This window comes from Salinicoccus hispanicus (assembly GCF_009831115.1).
Classification (GTDB): domain Bacteria; phylum Bacillota; class Bacilli; order Staphylococcales; family Salinicoccaceae; genus Salinicoccus; species Salinicoccus hispanicus.
In genome coordinates this window covers 380,630-398,322 of record NZ_WUUK01000002.1, presented here as the reverse complement: position 1 = coordinate 398,322, position 17,693 = coordinate 380,630, and the positions used below count along the sequence as shown (strand labels likewise).

Genomic DNA, 17,693 nt, shown 5'->3' with positions numbered 1-17,693 from the left:
CCCTCACCTCCTTTATTGCAATATCCACTGTATTCAACTAACAATCCATGCAACAATAGCTATTGTGTATCATTAAACAATATTTGTAATTATACTTCTTTTACAAATATATCATGTTGTTAATATTTTTGGAATATTCAATTTAAATTATGGCACTTAAAGTCCCCCTTCAATTTACCTGTTTGAAGGGGGCTGCATTAAATAAGAGAAATGTTCCATCTCTTTCATCAACGTACAATATTATATCTATTTGTACTACTTATCGACTTGCTTTCCAAACTCTTCCGTTACGACGTTCGCCTGCGGCCCTATGATGACCTGCACATGCTGATCATCAACTTTGACCACTCCGTGGGCGCCGGTCTGTTTTATCTTATCTTCATCGACCAGACCAGCATCCTTCACGACAAGTCGCAGTCGTGTCATGCAGTTCTCATAGTCTGTAACATTTTCTTTACCACCAACATTTTCGAGAATTTTCTTCGCCATATACTCAAACTTCGAGTGGCCGAGTTTCAGATCCTGCTCGGATTCATCTGACTCCTGGTCGAATTCCACGTCTTCTTCCCTGCCGATCACTTTAATGTCTCTTCTCACAATCAGTGTATAGAATGTGAAGTAGTAGAGTAAGCCAAATGCGAGTCCTATCGGTATGATGAATATGCCATTCTCGGCGATTCCCAAGTTCAGTGCGTAGTCGATCGCACTGCCGCCCCATGAGAATCCATGCCGGATGCTCAGCATATACAGTGTTGCACCTGCCAGGCCGGTATACACTGCGTGAATGAAATATAGCAGTGGCGAAGTGAATATGAATGTGAACTCTATCGGTTCAGTCAGCCCTGCGACGACAGAGGTCAATCCACCTGAACTCATCAGAGCTTTGGTCTTTTCCTTTTTCTTCTTATGTGCTGCTCTCGTAATTGCGAGCGCAATCGCAGGGACACCGAAAATCATGACGATGAAGAAGCCGCCGAGGAAGTAGCCGGCTGTCGGATCACCATTCAGAAACCTTGTGATTTCTCCTGTAACCACTTCTCCATCCGCTGTTTCGTAGCTTCCAAGTCCGAAGTAGATGTAGGTGTTCAGTACATGGTGCAGACCGAACGGCAAGAGGAATCTGTTGAGGAAACCGAACAGGAATATGCCGAATGCCCCCATGCCGACCAGTGACTGGGCGAACGAATCAATACCCGCCTGCGCATACGGCCATACGAGTGCCGATAGACCGGCAACCGGAATCATGATGAGTATGATCAGTGTAATCGGCCATTTCTCACCCCCGAAGAACGAGAACATTGCAGGCAGCTTCGTATCTTTGAAACGATTATAGACCGCCGCTGCAATCAAGCCCGAAAGCACACCGCCAAATACACTCATATCGAGTTCCGGATTCATGGTCTCCAATCCTTTGTTCAGAATAGTGATGGCAAGGTATCCGGTAAGTGCCGGAATTCCCCTATCTTTCGTCTTCGCCAGCCCCATCGCAATACCAATGGCAATGAGTGCATCCATGTTTTCGAAAATAACACCGGCTGCCTGGAAAAGGGTGATATTGAGCAGATCCTCAGCACTGAGACGGAACAGTATACCGGCAATCGGCATGGCAACGATGGGAATGAGCATGGACTTGCCCAGGTTCTGCATGAACTTTTTCATCTCGCAACCGCCTCCCCTTCAAGTCCACTGAACGTGATCAGCTCAAACTGACCACTTTCCTTGAATTTTTCTATTACTTCAGTCGATGTCATCGCATCCAGCTCTTCAATCCTTGGTGTTGCATAGCTCGAACTGTTCATCAGGAACTTGTCGATATAGGCCGGGTGGCACATGATTTCAACAGAGTCATAGTCTTTATACTTTTCAAAGATGCGTTCACTGTCGAGAAGTACGACATCAGGCTGATACTCGAAATAGTCCGTCGTCGTCAGTCCATGGTCCCTGATGCCTGCGAAATTGTTTCTGACTGGCAATTGGTATTCTCGTGCCAGTTTGATGAACATCGTTTGCATCGCTTCCAGATTATTCACATGATGGTGACTATCCAGATGTGTCGGTCTAAGTCCGGTACTCAAAAATTTTTCTATCTGTGCCTGCCACTCGTCGTACAATTCATCCGGATCCACATGGAACTTTGCCTGGTAGTGATGAAGCTTCTTGAAGTCGCCATTCGAATCCACCAGCGTATGATGGCTATCGAGCAGCGGCCTTCCGCATGTCAGTGTCAGATGGACACCGATTCCTAAAGACGGATGTGATTTAGCGAGTTCAAATGCATGCTGGGCACCCGGCATGTTCGTCATTAATGTTGTAGATGTCAGTACGCCTTCCGTATGTGCATCGATGATGCCATAGTTCACAGCACGGGAATATCCAAAATCATCTGCATTGATAATAAACTTTATCATGATCATCCCACCCCAATTGTTTTTCTAATGTAGTTCCGGCCAATACCCCTTGTTCTCTTCAATCAGATCATCCAGTATGAGTTTCGCTTTTTCCACATCTGTGACCGTCCTGTTCAGCGTGAGTGCCTGAAGCGCCTTGTTATAACTCTTCTCGAAATAGGCATCGACGACCAGTTTTTCATATGCCAGCTGATTTTCCATCATCCCCTTATAGAAAGTTGGAACCTCTCCGACCGAAAATGGTCTGGGTCCGCTTCTGGCCAGCATTGCAGGCACTTCGACCATCGCATCATGAGGAATATTCGAGATGATGCCATTGTTCTTCACCATGACGATATAGATCTCGTTCATGTGATACATCAGTGAAGCTGCCGCCTTGACCATATAGACACCATGGACATCATCCGTCAGTTCAATACCTTCAGTCGACTGCGTCGAAATGATATGGTCACACTGATCATGCACGCGCCTCTGCCTGCCGTTAATCACTTGCCGTGCCCGGGTGTTATCCGGTACTTCCTTGGCAGCAAGTGCCTCCGGATACAGATAGTACTGAAGATAGGTGTTCGGCAGAAACTCCGGAAAATCCATCAGCATCTTGCGTGCCTGGGCAAATGTTTTCTTCCAGGATTCATCATTCGCTATTTCCTCGTCTGTAGGAACGAAACCTTCATTGATGATCTTCTCTTTGATCACTTCCGTATAGTCCGTGCCGTCTTTATCTTCAATTTTCGTAAACCAGCCAAAATGGTTCAATCCGAAATATTCAGGTACAAGATCCCATACATCCTTACCCAGCATATCCGCATAACTTTTCATGATTGCAATCGGCATATCACAAATATTCAGCAGTCTATCATCTTCGGGGAATTCCCTCTGGAGTGCTTCTGCGACAATGGCGGCCGGATTCGTATAATTCAATATCCACGCATCGTCCGTATAGGATCTGATATCATGAATCAGCTCGATCATATCTGGAATCGACCGCATGCCATATGCCATTCCACCCGGTCCACATGTTTCCTGTCCGACCACACCATACTTCAAAGGAATCTGTTCGTCTTTTTCTCGCATCTTGAGACCACCCGTTCTGATCTGCAGGAATGCAACATCCATATCCGTAAATGCTTTTGACTTGTCCGTCGTATATTCGAAAGTCTCCAGCTCCGGATAGCGTTCTTTCAGTATCACTGCCGTCGCTTTGGCGATCTTTTCCTGCCGTTCGGCATCCGTATCGTAGAATACGAGCTTATTCAAAGGTAAGGTTTCTTTTTCTGCAATCAGACTCATGACAATACCAAGTGTATAAGTACTGCCACCTCCGACAATGACCAGGTTCTTCTTCTCCATCATGAAACCCCTTTCATATTTATTAAAACCAATTTAACACAAATAATGAATTATAACAATACAAATATAATACAAATTAAATAATATGTATTAGGAGAGGGATACAAGTGGTAGAATGATAGTAATGAAACAGAGAGGCTGATTATGAATGTGGAAATCGACGCTACCTTTGTATAAGCAAGTAGCAAAGAAGATAAAGGACGATATTGTTTCGAATGATATCAATCGGGGGGAGGCCATCCCGACAGAAACAAAGCTCGCTGAAATGTATGGTGTGAGCCGGGTCACCGTCAGACAGGCAGTCAAGATGCTGGTTGAAGAGGGACTGGTATATAGTGTCCAGGGAAGCGGTACGTACATCAGTGATAAGAAGATCGAGCATGACATTCATAAGCTGCAAGGATTCACCGAGGAAATGATCAGCCTCCATAACAATCCATCGAATGAAATATTGGAATTCCAACTGATGCTGCCGTCTGAAGAAGTGAAAAACTACCTTAGGCTGACAAACAACCAGAAGGTCTACTATATAAAGAGATTGAGACTGGCAGATGAAAAACCGCTTGTGCTTGAAGAATCCTATATGCCGTATGAACTGTTTCCAGATCTTTCAGTGGATGTGATGAAAGTATCAAAATACGAATACATTGCCTCGAAGGGATTCAACATCAACAAGAGACATGCAGAGCTCACCCCGATTCTACCGAGCGATGAGCTGATCGAACATCTCCATCTGGAAAATAAAGACCCGTTATTGTTGCTTGAAGCATACTCGACCTTTGATGATGGAATGATTTTTGAGTACTCGAAAGTCTACTTCCACCCAAAAAGATATACATTCAAGTTTGTTTCTGAGAAATAGAACGATCCCCTCTGCGTCATATTGTGCAGAGGGGATTTATACGTTCTTATATCTGTTTCTCAATCAGTCTTCCTTCAACGGTCCGGCGGCCTTCACTTTTATTCTTGTCGCATTAACCGGCAAGTAAGCAAATAGAAATGTATTTAGCATGGCTGTATTAAAGTATTGCATTAACTCATGTTCGACCAATTACATTTGCGCAATTTCTCTGGTCGCTATAAGGAACTTATCGACGTCATCCGCTGAATGGCAGTGTATTGGTGAAACTCGAACTATGGATTTCAAACCTACAGCTTCCAGAATCCTCTTGGAATACAAGCTCGAATCTTCACGTGCAAAGACTGTGATACTCCTTTGTTCATAACATTCCACAGCTTTGCTGTTGGAAATATTATCGAAGGTCAACGCCAAAATCAAATCTTGATTCAGACCATTCCTGTTTTCAAAATGGACTTCTACATTATCGATATCATTAATTCCTTCGACTGCATCCGATCCATTGAGCAGTCTTTCCAGTATTGCCTGTTCCTGACTATGGATTCTGGTCATACCTTCCACTATCAACTCTCTACGGTCTGGGCTGCTATTATAGAATTCACCAATCATGCATATATAATCTATCACTTTCGAAAAAACAGCATAATGTGCTGGCGTCTTACTGCCTAGATCCCACTCATCCGGACTTGTTGCCAACAGACGATGGTGAGGGAGTGAGGCCAATCCATCTGATAACCATGCAAACCCCACCCCTCTGTTGCCAAACATCTTATAGGGTGCTATATTCAGGCCATCAACTTCCCACTCCTGTATATCTATCATCTTATGAGGGGCACCTTGAACTGCATCTACAATAATATATGTATTGGGATTCTTCATCCTGATGCTATTTGTATACTTCTTCATATCATGTATCGCCCCGGTGATATTGGAAGTTGAAATGAGTGACACAATACGTGTATTTTCGTCAATCAGATCAATCATATTCTCCAGCGGGATACTTCCAGTGGTTTTATCTGCTTCTGCGACTCGAACCTCATGACCAAACTTATTGGCTGAAAATTGACAGGCATCATAGGAGGATGGATGTTCAATGGCGGTTGTAACGATGTTTCCCGGGTTTGATTGGCCAGCAACAGTTGCGATCATTTCAAACATCAACTCAGATGCAGTCAAAGAAGCTGCGATCTTACCACTTTTGGCATTTATCAATAAATTCACGTCTTCTTTTCCTTTGATGATTTTATTCTGAATATCTTTAGCGATGCTGTGGGATCTTTCAGGAGAATCAGGAATCGCAGAGAGTTTTGCCTGCTCTTCAATCGCTGAGCGCAGTCTCAAGGTGCCGCCGGCATTTTCGAAAAATATCCTTTCCTTTCCTTCAGCATCTTCTTTCAAGTAGAAAAACTTTTCGGTTATCTTATCCTGAAGCTCTTGAGGGAAGAATTCAGTATTTCTTTTTGTCATGTTTTTGCCTCCAAATTGATATGTCCCTTAATAGATTTCAAAAATGCACATATTATAGAATATCCCCTCAACATTTAAAGAAATACTAGTTTATCCATAAATGTTGAGGGGATTGATTCATACTCTGAAGAGAATAATAGTCATTTATTAAGTTTGTCTGATCAGGTGATCTTAGCTGTATACTTCTCATAGATTTCGTTCGGATATTTTTCAAGGACAGTCTTCAGTACCGCTTCCATTTCCTTGAAGTGTTCAGGAGACACAGCATCAATCGGCGCCCGGACAGTCTGGCCGACTGGCAGGCCAACAATCTCCATACCTGCTTTTATCAAAGAGACGGCATAACCTTCACCTTTGACTCTGATTCTATTCAATGGAAGAATCACATCTTCGTAGATTTCTTTTGCCGTTTCTTTATCTCCTGATTTAAGTGCCTCGAAATACTTGCGGGAAACATGAGGGATATAGTTTGAAATTGCAGATGAATAGGACTCATACCCAAGTGGCATATATACGGCCATAGTCACTTCAGCCATCGGTATACCGTTAAGAAAATCAATTTCCCCGGTGAATCTATGCGAGAATTCACTATTCTTCTCCATGTTTCCATCACCATCCTTAAATCCGACCACCTGTTCAATCTGTGCCAGTCTAGCCAATGTGTCAGCACTTAGAATAGCATTATTTCTCTGGTAGACAATGGCATTCAAATCTGTGGTTTTCGCAATTTGTGCAAAGTATTCATATAACCCATTCTGCGAACCTTTTATCAAGTATGGTGGCATGATCAGATAGCCATCAGCGCCCTGCTCCTCTGAAATTTCTGCTCTTTTCTTAGCTTCCTGGATATTGCCACCTACACCAGTGTAGACGGGAACTTTCCCAGCGACTGTTTCAACACATAACTTTACAAGCTGTTCATATTCCTGAGTGTCTAAACTTGTATATTCTCCGGCACCGCAAGCTGGGAAAATTGCATCCAGCCCGCTCTCCAATAAAAACTCTACATTCATAACAAAAGCATCTGTATCAATCTCTCCATTTTCTTTCATTGGTGTTACAGGAAATCCTAGAATACCTTTTGGTGATGTTTTATGCATGATCATTTTCCTTTCCCGGCTTCATATATTTTTGATTAATAACTACTTGCGTCATTTAGAAATTTTCTGTAACACATCATTCATAATGAATGTGGACATTAACCAGTTTTGATTCCGGTTGTATGAGTTCTCAAGATGGATGAATCGACCAGATAAGCATTCATTATAAAATCTTTACCTTCTAAACTGTGAGATGATACGTTCTTGATCAACTGAAAAACTTTATTGCGCATGTTTGTGTGTTCGTGTAGAAATCGAGTGCGGCTTGTCCCTGTTCTCTTGAATGTGAGCTGGACTGCTTCATTCCACCAAAAGGAGACTGGTATTCCACGCCCGCTGTTTCCTGGTTCACACGTGCCATCCCTGCTTCTATGCGATCAAGGAATTTATGAGCATGTCCCAGATTTTCCGTAAAGATGGCAGCACTTAACCCATAGATCGTGTCGTTTGCCAGATTGATCGCTTCCTCGAAGTTTTCCGCTTTGGATACAGTCGCTACAGGGCCAAATATCTCTTCTTTGACGAGAGCGTGGTCAGAAGGTGCATCAGTGATTACAATCGGAGAGATATAATAGCCTTCCTGATCGAAATCTATTTCCTTTTCAGCAACAATGGTCGCTTCCTTACGGGCAAGGTCAATGTATGAATTTACTTTTTCATATTGTTCTTTGGATGCAACAGGACCAAGATACGCTTCATTATCTAGCGCATGGGATAGTTGGATCTCCTCCACACCTTTTTTCAAGCGGTCGATCACGTCCTCGTAAATCTCACTTTCTACGATGATTCGACTTGTTGCTGTACATTTCTGGCCAGCTGATTTGAACGCGCCACTCAGTACAATCGGAATCGTCTTATCCAGATTGGCATCCTTCATAATGACAGCAACGTTTTTTCCACCCATTTCTGTTTGGAACTTGATGTTCCGCTTTGCACAAGTTTCTGCCACATAAAGACCAGTCGCTTCAGAACCTGTAAACGAGAGGCCATCAATATCTGCTTCTTCCAGCATCGCTTTTCCTACGATGCTCCCCTTACCTACAACAAGGTTAAGTACACCGCTGTCGACCCCTGCTGCTTCAAATAGCTCTATCATTCTAGTAGCTGTGAGTGCGGCATTTTCTGCCGGTTTCCATATCACTGCGTTGCCGCATATCAATGCTGGAGCCATCTTCCATACAGGAATGGCGACCGGGAAATTCCATGGAGTGATCAGGCCAACTAAACCAAGTGGCACTTTTTTGGAATACTGAAGTACATCTACATCACTGGATGGAATGACAGTGCCCTCTGGTCTGACACCTTCACCTGCATAATAACGTAATAGGTGAATACCGCGAGTGACCTCCCCTTTCATTTCTCCAATAGGCTTGCCCATTTCCCGGCTTCCGAGTTCTGCAAGTTGAACCAGGTTTTCCTCCAAGGCAGTTGCCATGTTATAAAGGACTTCAGCTCTTTGAGCGCCTGTCTTCTGTGCCCATTTCTTCTGGGCACTTTTGGCTTCTTCAACTGCCTTGAGTACATCCTCCCTGCCTCCCTGATTAACCGTACCTATTTTCTCCTGCAAATCAGAAGGGTTGTATACCTCTACCTGACTATCTGCAGGTGTGCTCCATGAACCACCGATCCAGTTTCTAGTTTCCATTTGGCAATCTCCTTTGTTGTTTGGTGAACATATCCTAAGTATCCGTTTTGATGATAAAGAGTCTTAATACCGTCGAAGGCTGAAATAATAGCGAGTGGAAAGGAATACGAAAAACTTACCTTGAAATGCTTAAATCACGACTATTCGATTACTCCATTTTTATTGTGGAAAAGACATACTCACTATTGAAACCGTTTTCTCTAAATATGAAAGACACAGAATTTCACCTGCCTTTATAATTGTAATACAAATATAAAGTATATTAATTATAAAGTCAATATGTTCAAACAATTTAAAAAATAAAGTCGTAAAGGTTTGCGTCATTCCATTAAATAGGACACTGATATACTAAACCAATTGTGGGAATTCACTAGTGAATGGAAAAAGTGAAATCAGGCGCCCACGTGAACCACTATATTGGAAAGACAATTAGGAAATAGAGAGATTAAAAAAAACTGCCTACCCTCTAAAATGATTCGAGGATAAGCAGTTGGTATGCCTGTACTTATTTAGTCACTTGCATTGTCACTGCTAGGCGCAGTGCCTACTATTCGTTATAGTTTGCAAGTATTTTTTTTCTTACATATTGCAGATGACGATACATCTGTTTAAACGATTCGACCGGATCCTTACTCTTCAAAGCTTCGTAAATCGCCCTGTGATGCTCTACAGTGATATCACGTTCACGGATCACTATCAGACTATCTGTTTTCTGATGGGCGATGAGGAGCGAATCAATCATACCGCTCACTACTGGGTTGTTGGCGCTATCTGCGATGATTCTATGAAATTCCCGATCTATCGCACCATAGTCCCCATCCTCCGTATTTTCTATAGCCGTAATCGTCTCTTCGAGACTTGCCAGCTGCTCTTCTGTGATTTTCTCAGCTGCAAGGGTTACCAGGCCAAGTTCCAATGACATACGCGCCTCAATCACTGCAGGGACATTATTTATGGACAAAGCCAACATTGCCCTAAACGGATTACTGCCTATCTTTTTGTTTATAAATGTTCCACCGCGGGGTCTTCTAGTGATTATTTCAAGTGTTTCCAAAGAACTGAGGGCTTCCCTGAGGACAGGTCTGCTGACATCGAACATATGCATCAATTCCATTTCAGAAGGGAGCTTGTCTTCAGTCTTCAGACTTCCATCCATCAGCAGTTCTATAAATTTTTCCAGGACTTGACGAGAGAGTGTGTTTCTTGCTACCGATCCAACTTTGAAATCGCTCATATTTTCACCCAATTAATTTGCTTTCAACAATTTTATTGAAAAACTTCAGACTTCTTCTATTGATATATAATTGTATGACAAGATGACGCTTCAGTCAAGTTTGCCCACCATTACCATCGGCTTGGCATGACACATATTCCCCCATGCACTCAAGCCGAATTACTCATTCCAAATTGAGACACGAACTGTATTCGTATTGAGTGCTTTCATCTGGCCAAGAAATTTATTCTTTTGATGCGATAACCCCTTGCTCGAAAGCAGTACTTTCTTCACGTTCAATGACTGAAGTCACTCTTCTTTCCTCTATGTTTGCCACTGCAAGGGTAACAGCCATATCTCCAGTTACATTCAAAGTAGTATGCCCCATATCAATGATTCTATATATCCCAGCAATAACACCCATAATTTCGAGCGGCAGACCCATCGTCGTCAGTAGGATTGTAACCATTACAATACCACCGCCAGGAATCCCCGGTGATCCGATTGAGAGAAGCGTTGCGATTAGAACAATCGTGATCTGTTCCGTAAGTGTCATGTTGAATCCATAAAGTTGAGAGACAAACACGACGGCCATCGGATAGAAGTTTGCCGCCCCGTCCATATTGATCGTTGAGCCGATTGGCAAAGAGAATTTTGAAATACTGTTAGGCACTTTAAGATCTTTTTCAACAACATTCATTGTATAAGGCAAAGTCCCTGAACTACTCGTCGTACTCATAGTCAATGGCCAAATCTTGGCCGCTGCTTTATAAAACTCTTTTAGACTGCTCTTCGCTATAAATTTAACTATAAATGCATATACAAGGAAACATATGACTAGAAGTCCCACGTAATCCGCAATTATGAGTGTTGCAATGGATCCGAACATAAGGGAACCATATTCTACAAAAGTTGTTGAAATCAATGCAGCTACACCAATCGGAGAAAATTTCATGACAATCCCTGTAATGGTATACATGATTTCTGCACCATTGTTAACAAACTTTTTGAAGGTGCTTGCTTTCTCCCCCAGTAATACGATTGCGATACCTACAAAGATGGCAAATACGATAATCTGCATCAGATTTCCTTCTACAAAAGACTGGAACACATTCCTTGGAATCATCGATAGTAGTGTTTCAGATAGCGATAGTGACTCTGGAGCGCTTACCTCTCCTGTTATATCCAAATCTTCCCTGTTGATGCGACTACCCGGTCTCAGAACGTTCGCGATGATCAAGCCTACAGTGCCTGCAACAGCAGTAGTGGCTATGTAAAATAAAACGACTTTTAATCCTACACTCTTCAATGCAGAGAAGTCATCCAAACTCGTAATCCCACTAATAATTGAGAAAAACACCAAAGGTACAACAATCATCAGAATAAGATTTAAGAATAAATCACCGAGGGGACTTATGATCAATGCTCTTTCTTGAAATATCAGTGCAATGAGTATCCCTGCCACGAAACCAATCAGAACTTTAGTACCTAGTGACATATTAAATATTTTCTTCATCATGCCTCATCCTCCCACTTTGTTTTGGATTATGAAATACCATGCAGACTCAAATGGAATATATTAGAAATATTTTATGAAACCCCTTTCATAAAATGGCAGATATTCCATCTGAAATCGTTTAAAAGCTACTCCCTGTTAATAGATTACACATTCACGTTACTATTGATGTTCACTACAAATTCTTCTATTCGTTTCATTGCACTTAATAGCTGCTCTTCCGATGCTGCAAAAGACAAGCGAAGAAACCCTTCCCCTGCAGAAGAAAATATGGATCCTGGTATCAGGGCGACCCCTTTTTCGCTCAATAGGCGTTCTGCAAACTCGACTGAGTTCAAACCAGATTGCTTAATGTTCAGAAAAGCGTAGAATGCCCCTTCTGGCAACGAGCAAGTAATGCCTTCTATGCCGTTCAGACCCTTGTATACTAAGTCTCTGCGCTTATTATAGGCTGAAATCATTGCTTCGAGATGTTTTTGATCTCCCCTGATCGCTTCAATGGCACCATACTGGGTAAACGTTGGTACACAGGTGACAGCATACTGATGTACTTTCAACATAGGTGTTGTAAGCTTCTCACTCGCAGCGACGTAGCCCAATCGCCATCCTGTCATGGCATATGCTTTAGAGAATCCATTGATTGTTATCGTTCGCTCTTTCATTCCCGGAAGTGCACCGATTGAGAAATGACTGCTTTCCTCATGAATTATCTTTTCGTATATTTCATCCGATACGACAATCAAGTCATGTTCTGTCGCTATTTCAGCGATTCTCTCCAAAGTTTCTTTCGGATAGACTGCGCCCGTCGGATTATTCGGTGAGTTCAGCAGCACCATCTTCGTCCGATCTGTTATTGCGCTTTCAATGTCTCCAGGGTCTACGATCCAATCCTTATCTTCCGATGTTGCGATAGGAACGGGAACGGCATCGGTCATGTAAGCCAACTGATTATATGACAGGAAGGAAGGCTCGATAACCAAAACTTCATCGCCAGGATTGCAATGGGCCAGAAAAGCCAACAGTAATGCTTGAGCCGCACCAGAAGTAATGATGACTTCTTTGTCAGGATCTACTTCTATATCGTTGTCCACCTTTAACTTTTTTGCTATCTCTCTCCTTAAATCCAGTACACCCCGATTCGGTGCATAATGCACATTGCCTTGAGAAAGAGCATCTTGAGTTACCTGAACTATATTTTCGGGGGTCGTGAAATCTGGCTCGCCTATCTCTAAATGAATAATGTCATGTCCCTGCTGCTCCAATAGCTTAGCCTTTTCGGCCACTGCTCTTATCTGACCAAGTTGTACATGCTCTAAGCGCATTGCCTCATTTATCATATAGATTCTCCTTTATATTAGATAAAAGTAATTGTAAGACAAATACTATTGATTGTCAATAAGTAATCAGATAATAAAGAAAATTTTAAAATCAAATTTATCTCAAAGTATGTTATGTTGATTTATCATTTTCTAATCTGACTTAATTTTGTAGGAAACGAGACACCTTGATTCTAAATGAGTACATTCTTATCGTCTTTGTAATTTATAAATTTTAACTGCCTCATACCAGCACTTAAATTAGCACGCAAAAAAAAAGAGCAGAATCATCTGCTCTTACCATCTATCAGTGTTTCAACTTTTAAAAATCATGATTCGACACCATTTCCCATTCCCTTATTGTATAGCTTCTGGCACCTGTCTTTATATACGGGTCCGCTTCTACAATAGACTTTACTGACTCAAGACTATCTCCTTTATAAATGACAAGACCACCACTGCCATCGGAAAACTTTCCATTCATCAGAACGGTTCCTTCATTCCTCAAGTTCTCCAGAAACTCAAGGTGATCGGGTCTGTACTGGATGCTTTTCCCTTCATCCTTCATGGATAGAAACACTGCAAAATACTTCATCAACTCACCTCCGTTAAACTTTTATATTTCCAAGTATATAATACTATTTAGAGCAACATTAAATCAGTGATTAGCCGTATAATCGCTATTTCATCTTCCACTTGTACATGTAGTAGAACCTTATCTACTCCGGCTTATAAACTCCAAAATTTTCACCTTCACTATAACGCGTCGCAATATCAGTCATTCTGCAGAAACGCAAATCTTGATCTACCATACTATCCAGCCAACGTTCCAGACCTAATAGGCGATGACCACGACCGATCACTTGAGGATGCATGGTCACAACGGTTACACCATTGTCAAAGTCTCTTTGCATGTACTGTATATCCTCATTCCAATTGGTGAACATATCAGCTGCAGTTTTTAATCCAGGTATGGTTCCGGTAGGTGTCTTCAAGAATTCAAAATAGGGGTAATCATCCAGCGACCAGGATACAGGGATCTCCACTACTTTCGACTTTTCTCCAAATACATACTCTCCTTGCTGATCAACAGAGTCATTCTTCCTGCTCGTATACACAGAGTAGTCTTGCCCCATCTGGCTACTGTCATACTGTATTCCGAGTGTTTCCAGGTATTCAATCGTTTTATGTGATAAGTCCCAAGAGGGTGAACGGAATCCTTTTGGAGATACTTCTATTATATCTTCAACGGCCTTAATGGATCGTTCGAGCACTGCCCACTCTTCTTCAGGAGATAAAGCCGTCACATTTTCGTGCAGATAGCCATGCATGGCAATTTCGTGTCCATCTGCTGATATTTGTTTACAGACGTCGGGATACGTTTCCAGCGTATGTCCTGGAATAAAGAACGTACATTTGATATCCCTTTTCTTAAGGAGGGTTAGAATTCTAGGAATAGCCACGACTCCAAATTCTCCTCTCGATATCGGAGTCGCAGTATTCATACCCCGCTGCATCCACAACGATATTGCATCAAAGTCGAAAGTCACACAAATGTTTCCATTCATAATAATCTCCTTTACTTTAGTAAGACTTGTCCATGGAGCGGCCACCGTCAATGACAAATTCTGCTCCTGTTGTATAGCTTGATTTTTCCGATGCAAGAAATAGAACAGTTTGCGCGACCTCTGCTGTCTCACCCACTCGGTTAAGCGGCACTTTCTGAGCCAGTTCGTTCTCTTCTGACTCCTCTGTCTCGCTTCGTTGCCCTAGCATACCGGTTGCTACAAATCCTGGATAGATCGAATTGACACGTATATTGTAAGGCGCGCCTTCAACAGCGGCATGCTTACTTAAAGCACGTATACTTCCTTTACTTGCTCCGTACAATGATACGCCTGGAGAACCGACCAGTCCGGCTGTGGAAGACGTATTGATGATCGATCCATGTTTCTGTGTCATCATAACCTTCATAACATATTTTAAACCAAGGAAAGTGCCGTTTACATTAATACTCATGAGTTTGTTCCAGTCTTCCAGTGTCGTTTCAATCAACGGTTTTATCATGAATGTGCCAGCATTATTAAAAAGTACATCTATTTTTCCATACTTTTCGATTGTAGTATTTACAACGTTATTCCAATCTTCTTCTTTGCTGATATCATGCCGGATAAAGATGCCTTCTCCTCCATTTTCATGAACATGTTCGACAGTTTTTCTAACATCATTTTCATTAATATCAGTAGCAACGACAATCGCCCCCTCTTTTGCAAACAATATTGCAGTTTCTCGGCCAATGCCATTCCCAGCTCCAGTAATAATCGCCACTTTTTCTTTCAAGACCATAAAATCATCCTCCATATTACTCAGCTTTTTCTTTGTTTTTTCTAGGGAGTATATATATCAGGAGCATTATCATACTTGCCGTAAGCGCAATCACAGTAATTGCAATCAGTAATGGCCATAGTGCCAGGTTCGTAAGACTGGCAATAAATGCAACGAATAATACAACCACTACAAGGAGCCATGGTATATCTTTCTTTGTGACAGTAGAGAAATCAAATAACTCTGCTTTGAATTTTTCTGGTGCAGAAGTCAATAAGCTTCCGCCGACTGTTCCAATGAGTGAAAAAATAATACCAATCAACACCGCACTGACAGATGTCTCAAGCACAGTAGCAATAATCGTTGCGCCGCCTCCAAATGCTTGTCCTGTTATCGCGCCAAAAGCGTTCATCCTTTTCCAATAGATACCTGCCAGAACAGGTATGAAGGTTCCGCCTGCAAATATACCTAACGTACTCAAAAGCAGATCAAGAATCGAAGTCGCCATCAAGGCAGCCACTGTACTGAATACACCTATGATTACAAGAGATGTACGGGTGACCCTTAAACTTTTTTTCTCAGTAATACTTTCTCCTTTACTTCTTTTATGCCGCTCGTATATATCTCGAGAAATATGTATCCCAGATCCCAAAAGATTGGAGTCGATTGTAGACATGCAAGCACCGAGGATACCCGTGACGATAATCATGCCGATGACAGGGTTGGTCACTTCCATGGCCAGCATTGGATATACAGATTCGGCATTCTCCAGACCAGGCAGTATCTGCTTGCCTATTACACCGATCAACGCAAGACCGAAGGCCATGAAAAGACTGATTGTAAGCACCATTAGCAGGCTGACGCGTTGAATCGTTTTTTGAGTTTTTGCAGCATATACTCTTTGGATCTGGTTCTGTGAAATTGTATTCAGTGGCGCAAATGTAACCGCCCAGGCAATAATAATCAGGAATGTAACCCCGTTAGTGAGGCTTAAGAAATCAGGTCCCAAATCATTTGTCAGCGTTTCCATTCCACTTGATAGGAAATTGACATTATCAGAGCTATCAGACAGTAGTACAAAACCAAATACAATGATAAGTACCATACCAAATATCATGATCATCGATTGAACCCAGTCTGTAACTGCAACACCCATCAACCCTCCGAAAGTGGTATAAACAATTGTAACGACTGCAGTAATCAGGATGGCAACAGTGGTATCAATACCCAGTATTGAATTCAATATGGTACCAACACCCAATATAGCGCCACCAGCACCGCCTACGACTGCTATGAGTGAAAAAGTCGTTGTCAGATAGGCTGCTTGCTTTGAGAAACGTAGTTCCATGATATCGGGTAACGTAAACACTTCGTGCTTTGCTGCAACACCACGAATTTTTCCAGAAATAAAAAACAAAAGAAAGTACGCAGAACCCGCACATATGTTAATCCAAATAATATTGAATCCGTCATTATATACTTGCCCACTGGTTCCCAAATATCCATTTGCTCCAAATACAGTCGCAAATATCGTCGCAAATAGTATGCTGCCATTCATTCGATTTGATGCCACGTAAAAATCAGAACGCGTTTCATTCTTTTTAGCTGCGACAACACCAATTACAACCATTAAAACCAAGTATCCCAGTGGAATAAGATATGTCCAACTCCAATCCATAGAATGCCTCCTGTAAAATAATTTTTTGTTGACTTTAAATCATTCATACAGCTCATTACTGGCTACGATATTATTTGAAAGTCAGGAATATAAAGAGACTAGCCCTGTGGAGTCTATTTCAAGTGATCATTTTCCACCTGAAAGTTATTTTTTGAACGTATTTTTTGGAGATAATTATAAATAGTATATTTCGATACACCCATTACTGTAGCTAGATAATCGGTGGATCCCTTTATCATAAAAACCCCTCTCATTTCCAACTGACCTACACATTCAACTTTTTCATCCATACTCAAAAGAGTGGGAGGCTTGTTATACGTTTTTAATACCTCATTGACTATATTTTCTATCACTTCTTGTACATCTGTAGAGAATGTTTCTTGTCGTTTTTTCTCTTCATCAAATGTAGTCACACTCTGTATCTGACCCTCCAACTGAATGAGCAGACTGATATCAACATTTATACATAGAGCCCCGATAACTGTACCTTCTGATTCTCTTAGAAATATCGTCGATGATTTTAAAACTTTGCCATCTTTTGAAAAAGTTTTATAGTTGGTCATATCCTTTACCCCATCTTTAGCACTACGGTATTCTCTTAGAACCAAATCAGTAATAGGTGCGCCAACTTTTCTCTCCGTTATACTTCCTGATAAATATATCAACGACTTATCCATATCTTTGAAATCATGGACAGCAACTTCACAGTTATTACCGAATGTTGCGACTAGAATATCAGCAGTTCGAATAGCTTGATCAAATATACTATCCATACTTTTATCCAATGGATTACCTCCCTTATCCACTATTGTTACT

General features: G+C 41.8%; 15 protein-coding genes. 1 reads left to right on the top strand and 14 read right to left on the bottom strand.

What is annotated here, in order from left to right:
• Nucleotides 1-255: 255 nt before the first annotated feature.
• From GQ671_RS06875 to GQ671_RS06865, 3 genes are read right to left on the bottom strand one after another with little or no spacing between them, the layout of a single operon-like run.
• Complete coding sequence (locus GQ671_RS06875; protein ID WP_160654626.1) at nucleotides 256-1,659, bottom strand: PTS transporter subunit EIIC; 1,404 nt, start codon at nucleotides 1,657-1,659, stop codon at nucleotides 256-258.
• Nucleotides 1,656-2,408, bottom strand: a complete 753-nt coding sequence (gene chbG / locus GQ671_RS06870; RefSeq protein WP_160654625.1) for a chitin disaccharide deacetylase — start codon at nucleotides 2,406-2,408, stop codon at nucleotides 1,656-1,658. Before chbG ends, GQ671_RS06875 begins: the two co-directional genes overlap by 4 nt.
• A gap of 24 nt (nucleotides 2,409-2,432) precedes the next feature.
• On the bottom strand, nucleotides 2,433-3,758 hold the full coding sequence (locus GQ671_RS06865) for a 6-phospho-alpha-glucosidase (protein WP_160654623.1): 1,326 nt from the start codon (nucleotides 3,756-3,758) through the stop codon (nucleotides 2,433-2,435).
• Nucleotides 3,759-3,927: 169 nt separating this feature from the next.
• Between GQ671_RS06865 and GQ671_RS06860 the strand changes: the two genes are divergently transcribed.
• On the top strand, nucleotides 3,928-4,620 hold the full coding sequence (locus GQ671_RS06860) for a GntR family transcriptional regulator (RefSeq protein ID WP_246153188.1): 693 nt from the start codon (nucleotides 3,928-3,930) through the stop codon (nucleotides 4,618-4,620).
• A 189-nt stretch (nucleotides 4,621-4,809) separates the two neighbouring features.
• Here the strand turns inward: GQ671_RS06860 and GQ671_RS06855 are convergent, their stop codons facing one another.
• The 11 genes from GQ671_RS06855 to GQ671_RS06805 all read right to left on the bottom strand — a co-directional run bounded on the left by GQ671_RS06855 (nucleotide 4,810) and on the right by GQ671_RS06805 (nucleotide 17,662).
• Nucleotides 4,810-6,084 carry an aminotransferase class V-fold PLP-dependent enzyme gene (locus GQ671_RS06855; protein WP_160654619.1) on the bottom strand — a complete coding sequence of 425 codons (1,275 nt, stop codon included), beginning with the start codon at nucleotides 6,082-6,084 and terminating at the stop codon, nucleotides 4,810-4,812.
• A gap of 161 nt (nucleotides 6,085-6,245) precedes the next feature.
• The gene (gene kdgD / locus GQ671_RS06850; RefSeq protein ID WP_380645440.1) at nucleotides 6,246-7,184 is read right to left on the bottom strand and encodes a 5-dehydro-4-deoxyglucarate dehydratase; all 939 of its coding nucleotides are present in this window, start codon (nucleotides 7,182-7,184) and stop codon (nucleotides 6,246-6,248) included.
• A gap of 208 nt (nucleotides 7,185-7,392) precedes the next feature.
• Entirely contained in the window at nucleotides 7,393-8,829 is a 1,437-nt protein-coding gene (locus GQ671_RS06845; protein WP_160654615.1) for an aldehyde dehydrogenase family protein, read from the bottom strand.
• 547 nt (nucleotides 8,830-9,376) lie between these two features.
• Entirely contained in the window at nucleotides 9,377-10,075 is a 699-nt protein-coding gene (locus GQ671_RS06840) for a FadR/GntR family transcriptional regulator (RefSeq protein ID WP_407690714.1), read from the bottom strand.
• Nucleotides 10,076-10,286: 211 nt separating this feature from the next.
• The gene (locus tag GQ671_RS06835; RefSeq protein ID WP_160654611.1) at nucleotides 10,287-11,561 is read right to left on the bottom strand and encodes a dicarboxylate/amino acid:cation symporter; all 1,275 of its coding nucleotides are present in this window, start codon (nucleotides 11,559-11,561) and stop codon (nucleotides 10,287-10,289) included.
• Between the two features lie 143 nt (nucleotides 11,562-11,704).
• Nucleotides 11,705-12,895: a pyridoxal phosphate-dependent aminotransferase gene (locus GQ671_RS06830; protein WP_160654609.1), complete on the bottom strand. Its 1,191-nt coding sequence runs from the start codon at nucleotides 12,893-12,895 to the stop codon at nucleotides 11,705-11,707.
• A gap of 301 nt (nucleotides 12,896-13,196) precedes the next feature.
• On the bottom strand, nucleotides 13,197-13,469 hold the full coding sequence (locus GQ671_RS06825) for a YciI family protein (RefSeq protein WP_160654607.1): 273 nt from the start codon (nucleotides 13,467-13,469) through the stop codon (nucleotides 13,197-13,199).
• A 124-nt stretch (nucleotides 13,470-13,593) separates the two neighbouring features.
• Nucleotides 13,594-14,442: a polysaccharide deacetylase family protein gene (locus GQ671_RS06820; RefSeq protein ID WP_160654605.1), complete on the bottom strand. Its 849-nt coding sequence runs from the start codon at nucleotides 14,440-14,442 to the stop codon at nucleotides 13,594-13,596.
• A 16-nt stretch (nucleotides 14,443-14,458) separates the two neighbouring features.
• Complete coding sequence (locus GQ671_RS06815; protein WP_160654603.1) at nucleotides 14,459-15,220, bottom strand: SDR family NAD(P)-dependent oxidoreductase; 762 nt, start codon at nucleotides 15,218-15,220, stop codon at nucleotides 14,459-14,461.
• Between the two features lie 16 nt (nucleotides 15,221-15,236).
• Entirely contained in the window at nucleotides 15,237-16,877 is a 1,641-nt protein-coding gene (locus GQ671_RS06810; protein ID WP_160654595.1) for a sodium:solute symporter family protein, read from the bottom strand.
• Nucleotides 16,878-16,990: 113 nt separating this feature from the next.
• Nucleotides 16,991-17,662, bottom strand: a complete 672-nt coding sequence (locus tag GQ671_RS06805) for a helix-turn-helix transcriptional regulator (RefSeq protein ID WP_246153187.1) — start codon at nucleotides 17,660-17,662, stop codon at nucleotides 16,991-16,993.
• Between the last annotated feature and the right edge of the window lie 31 nt (nucleotides 17,663-17,693).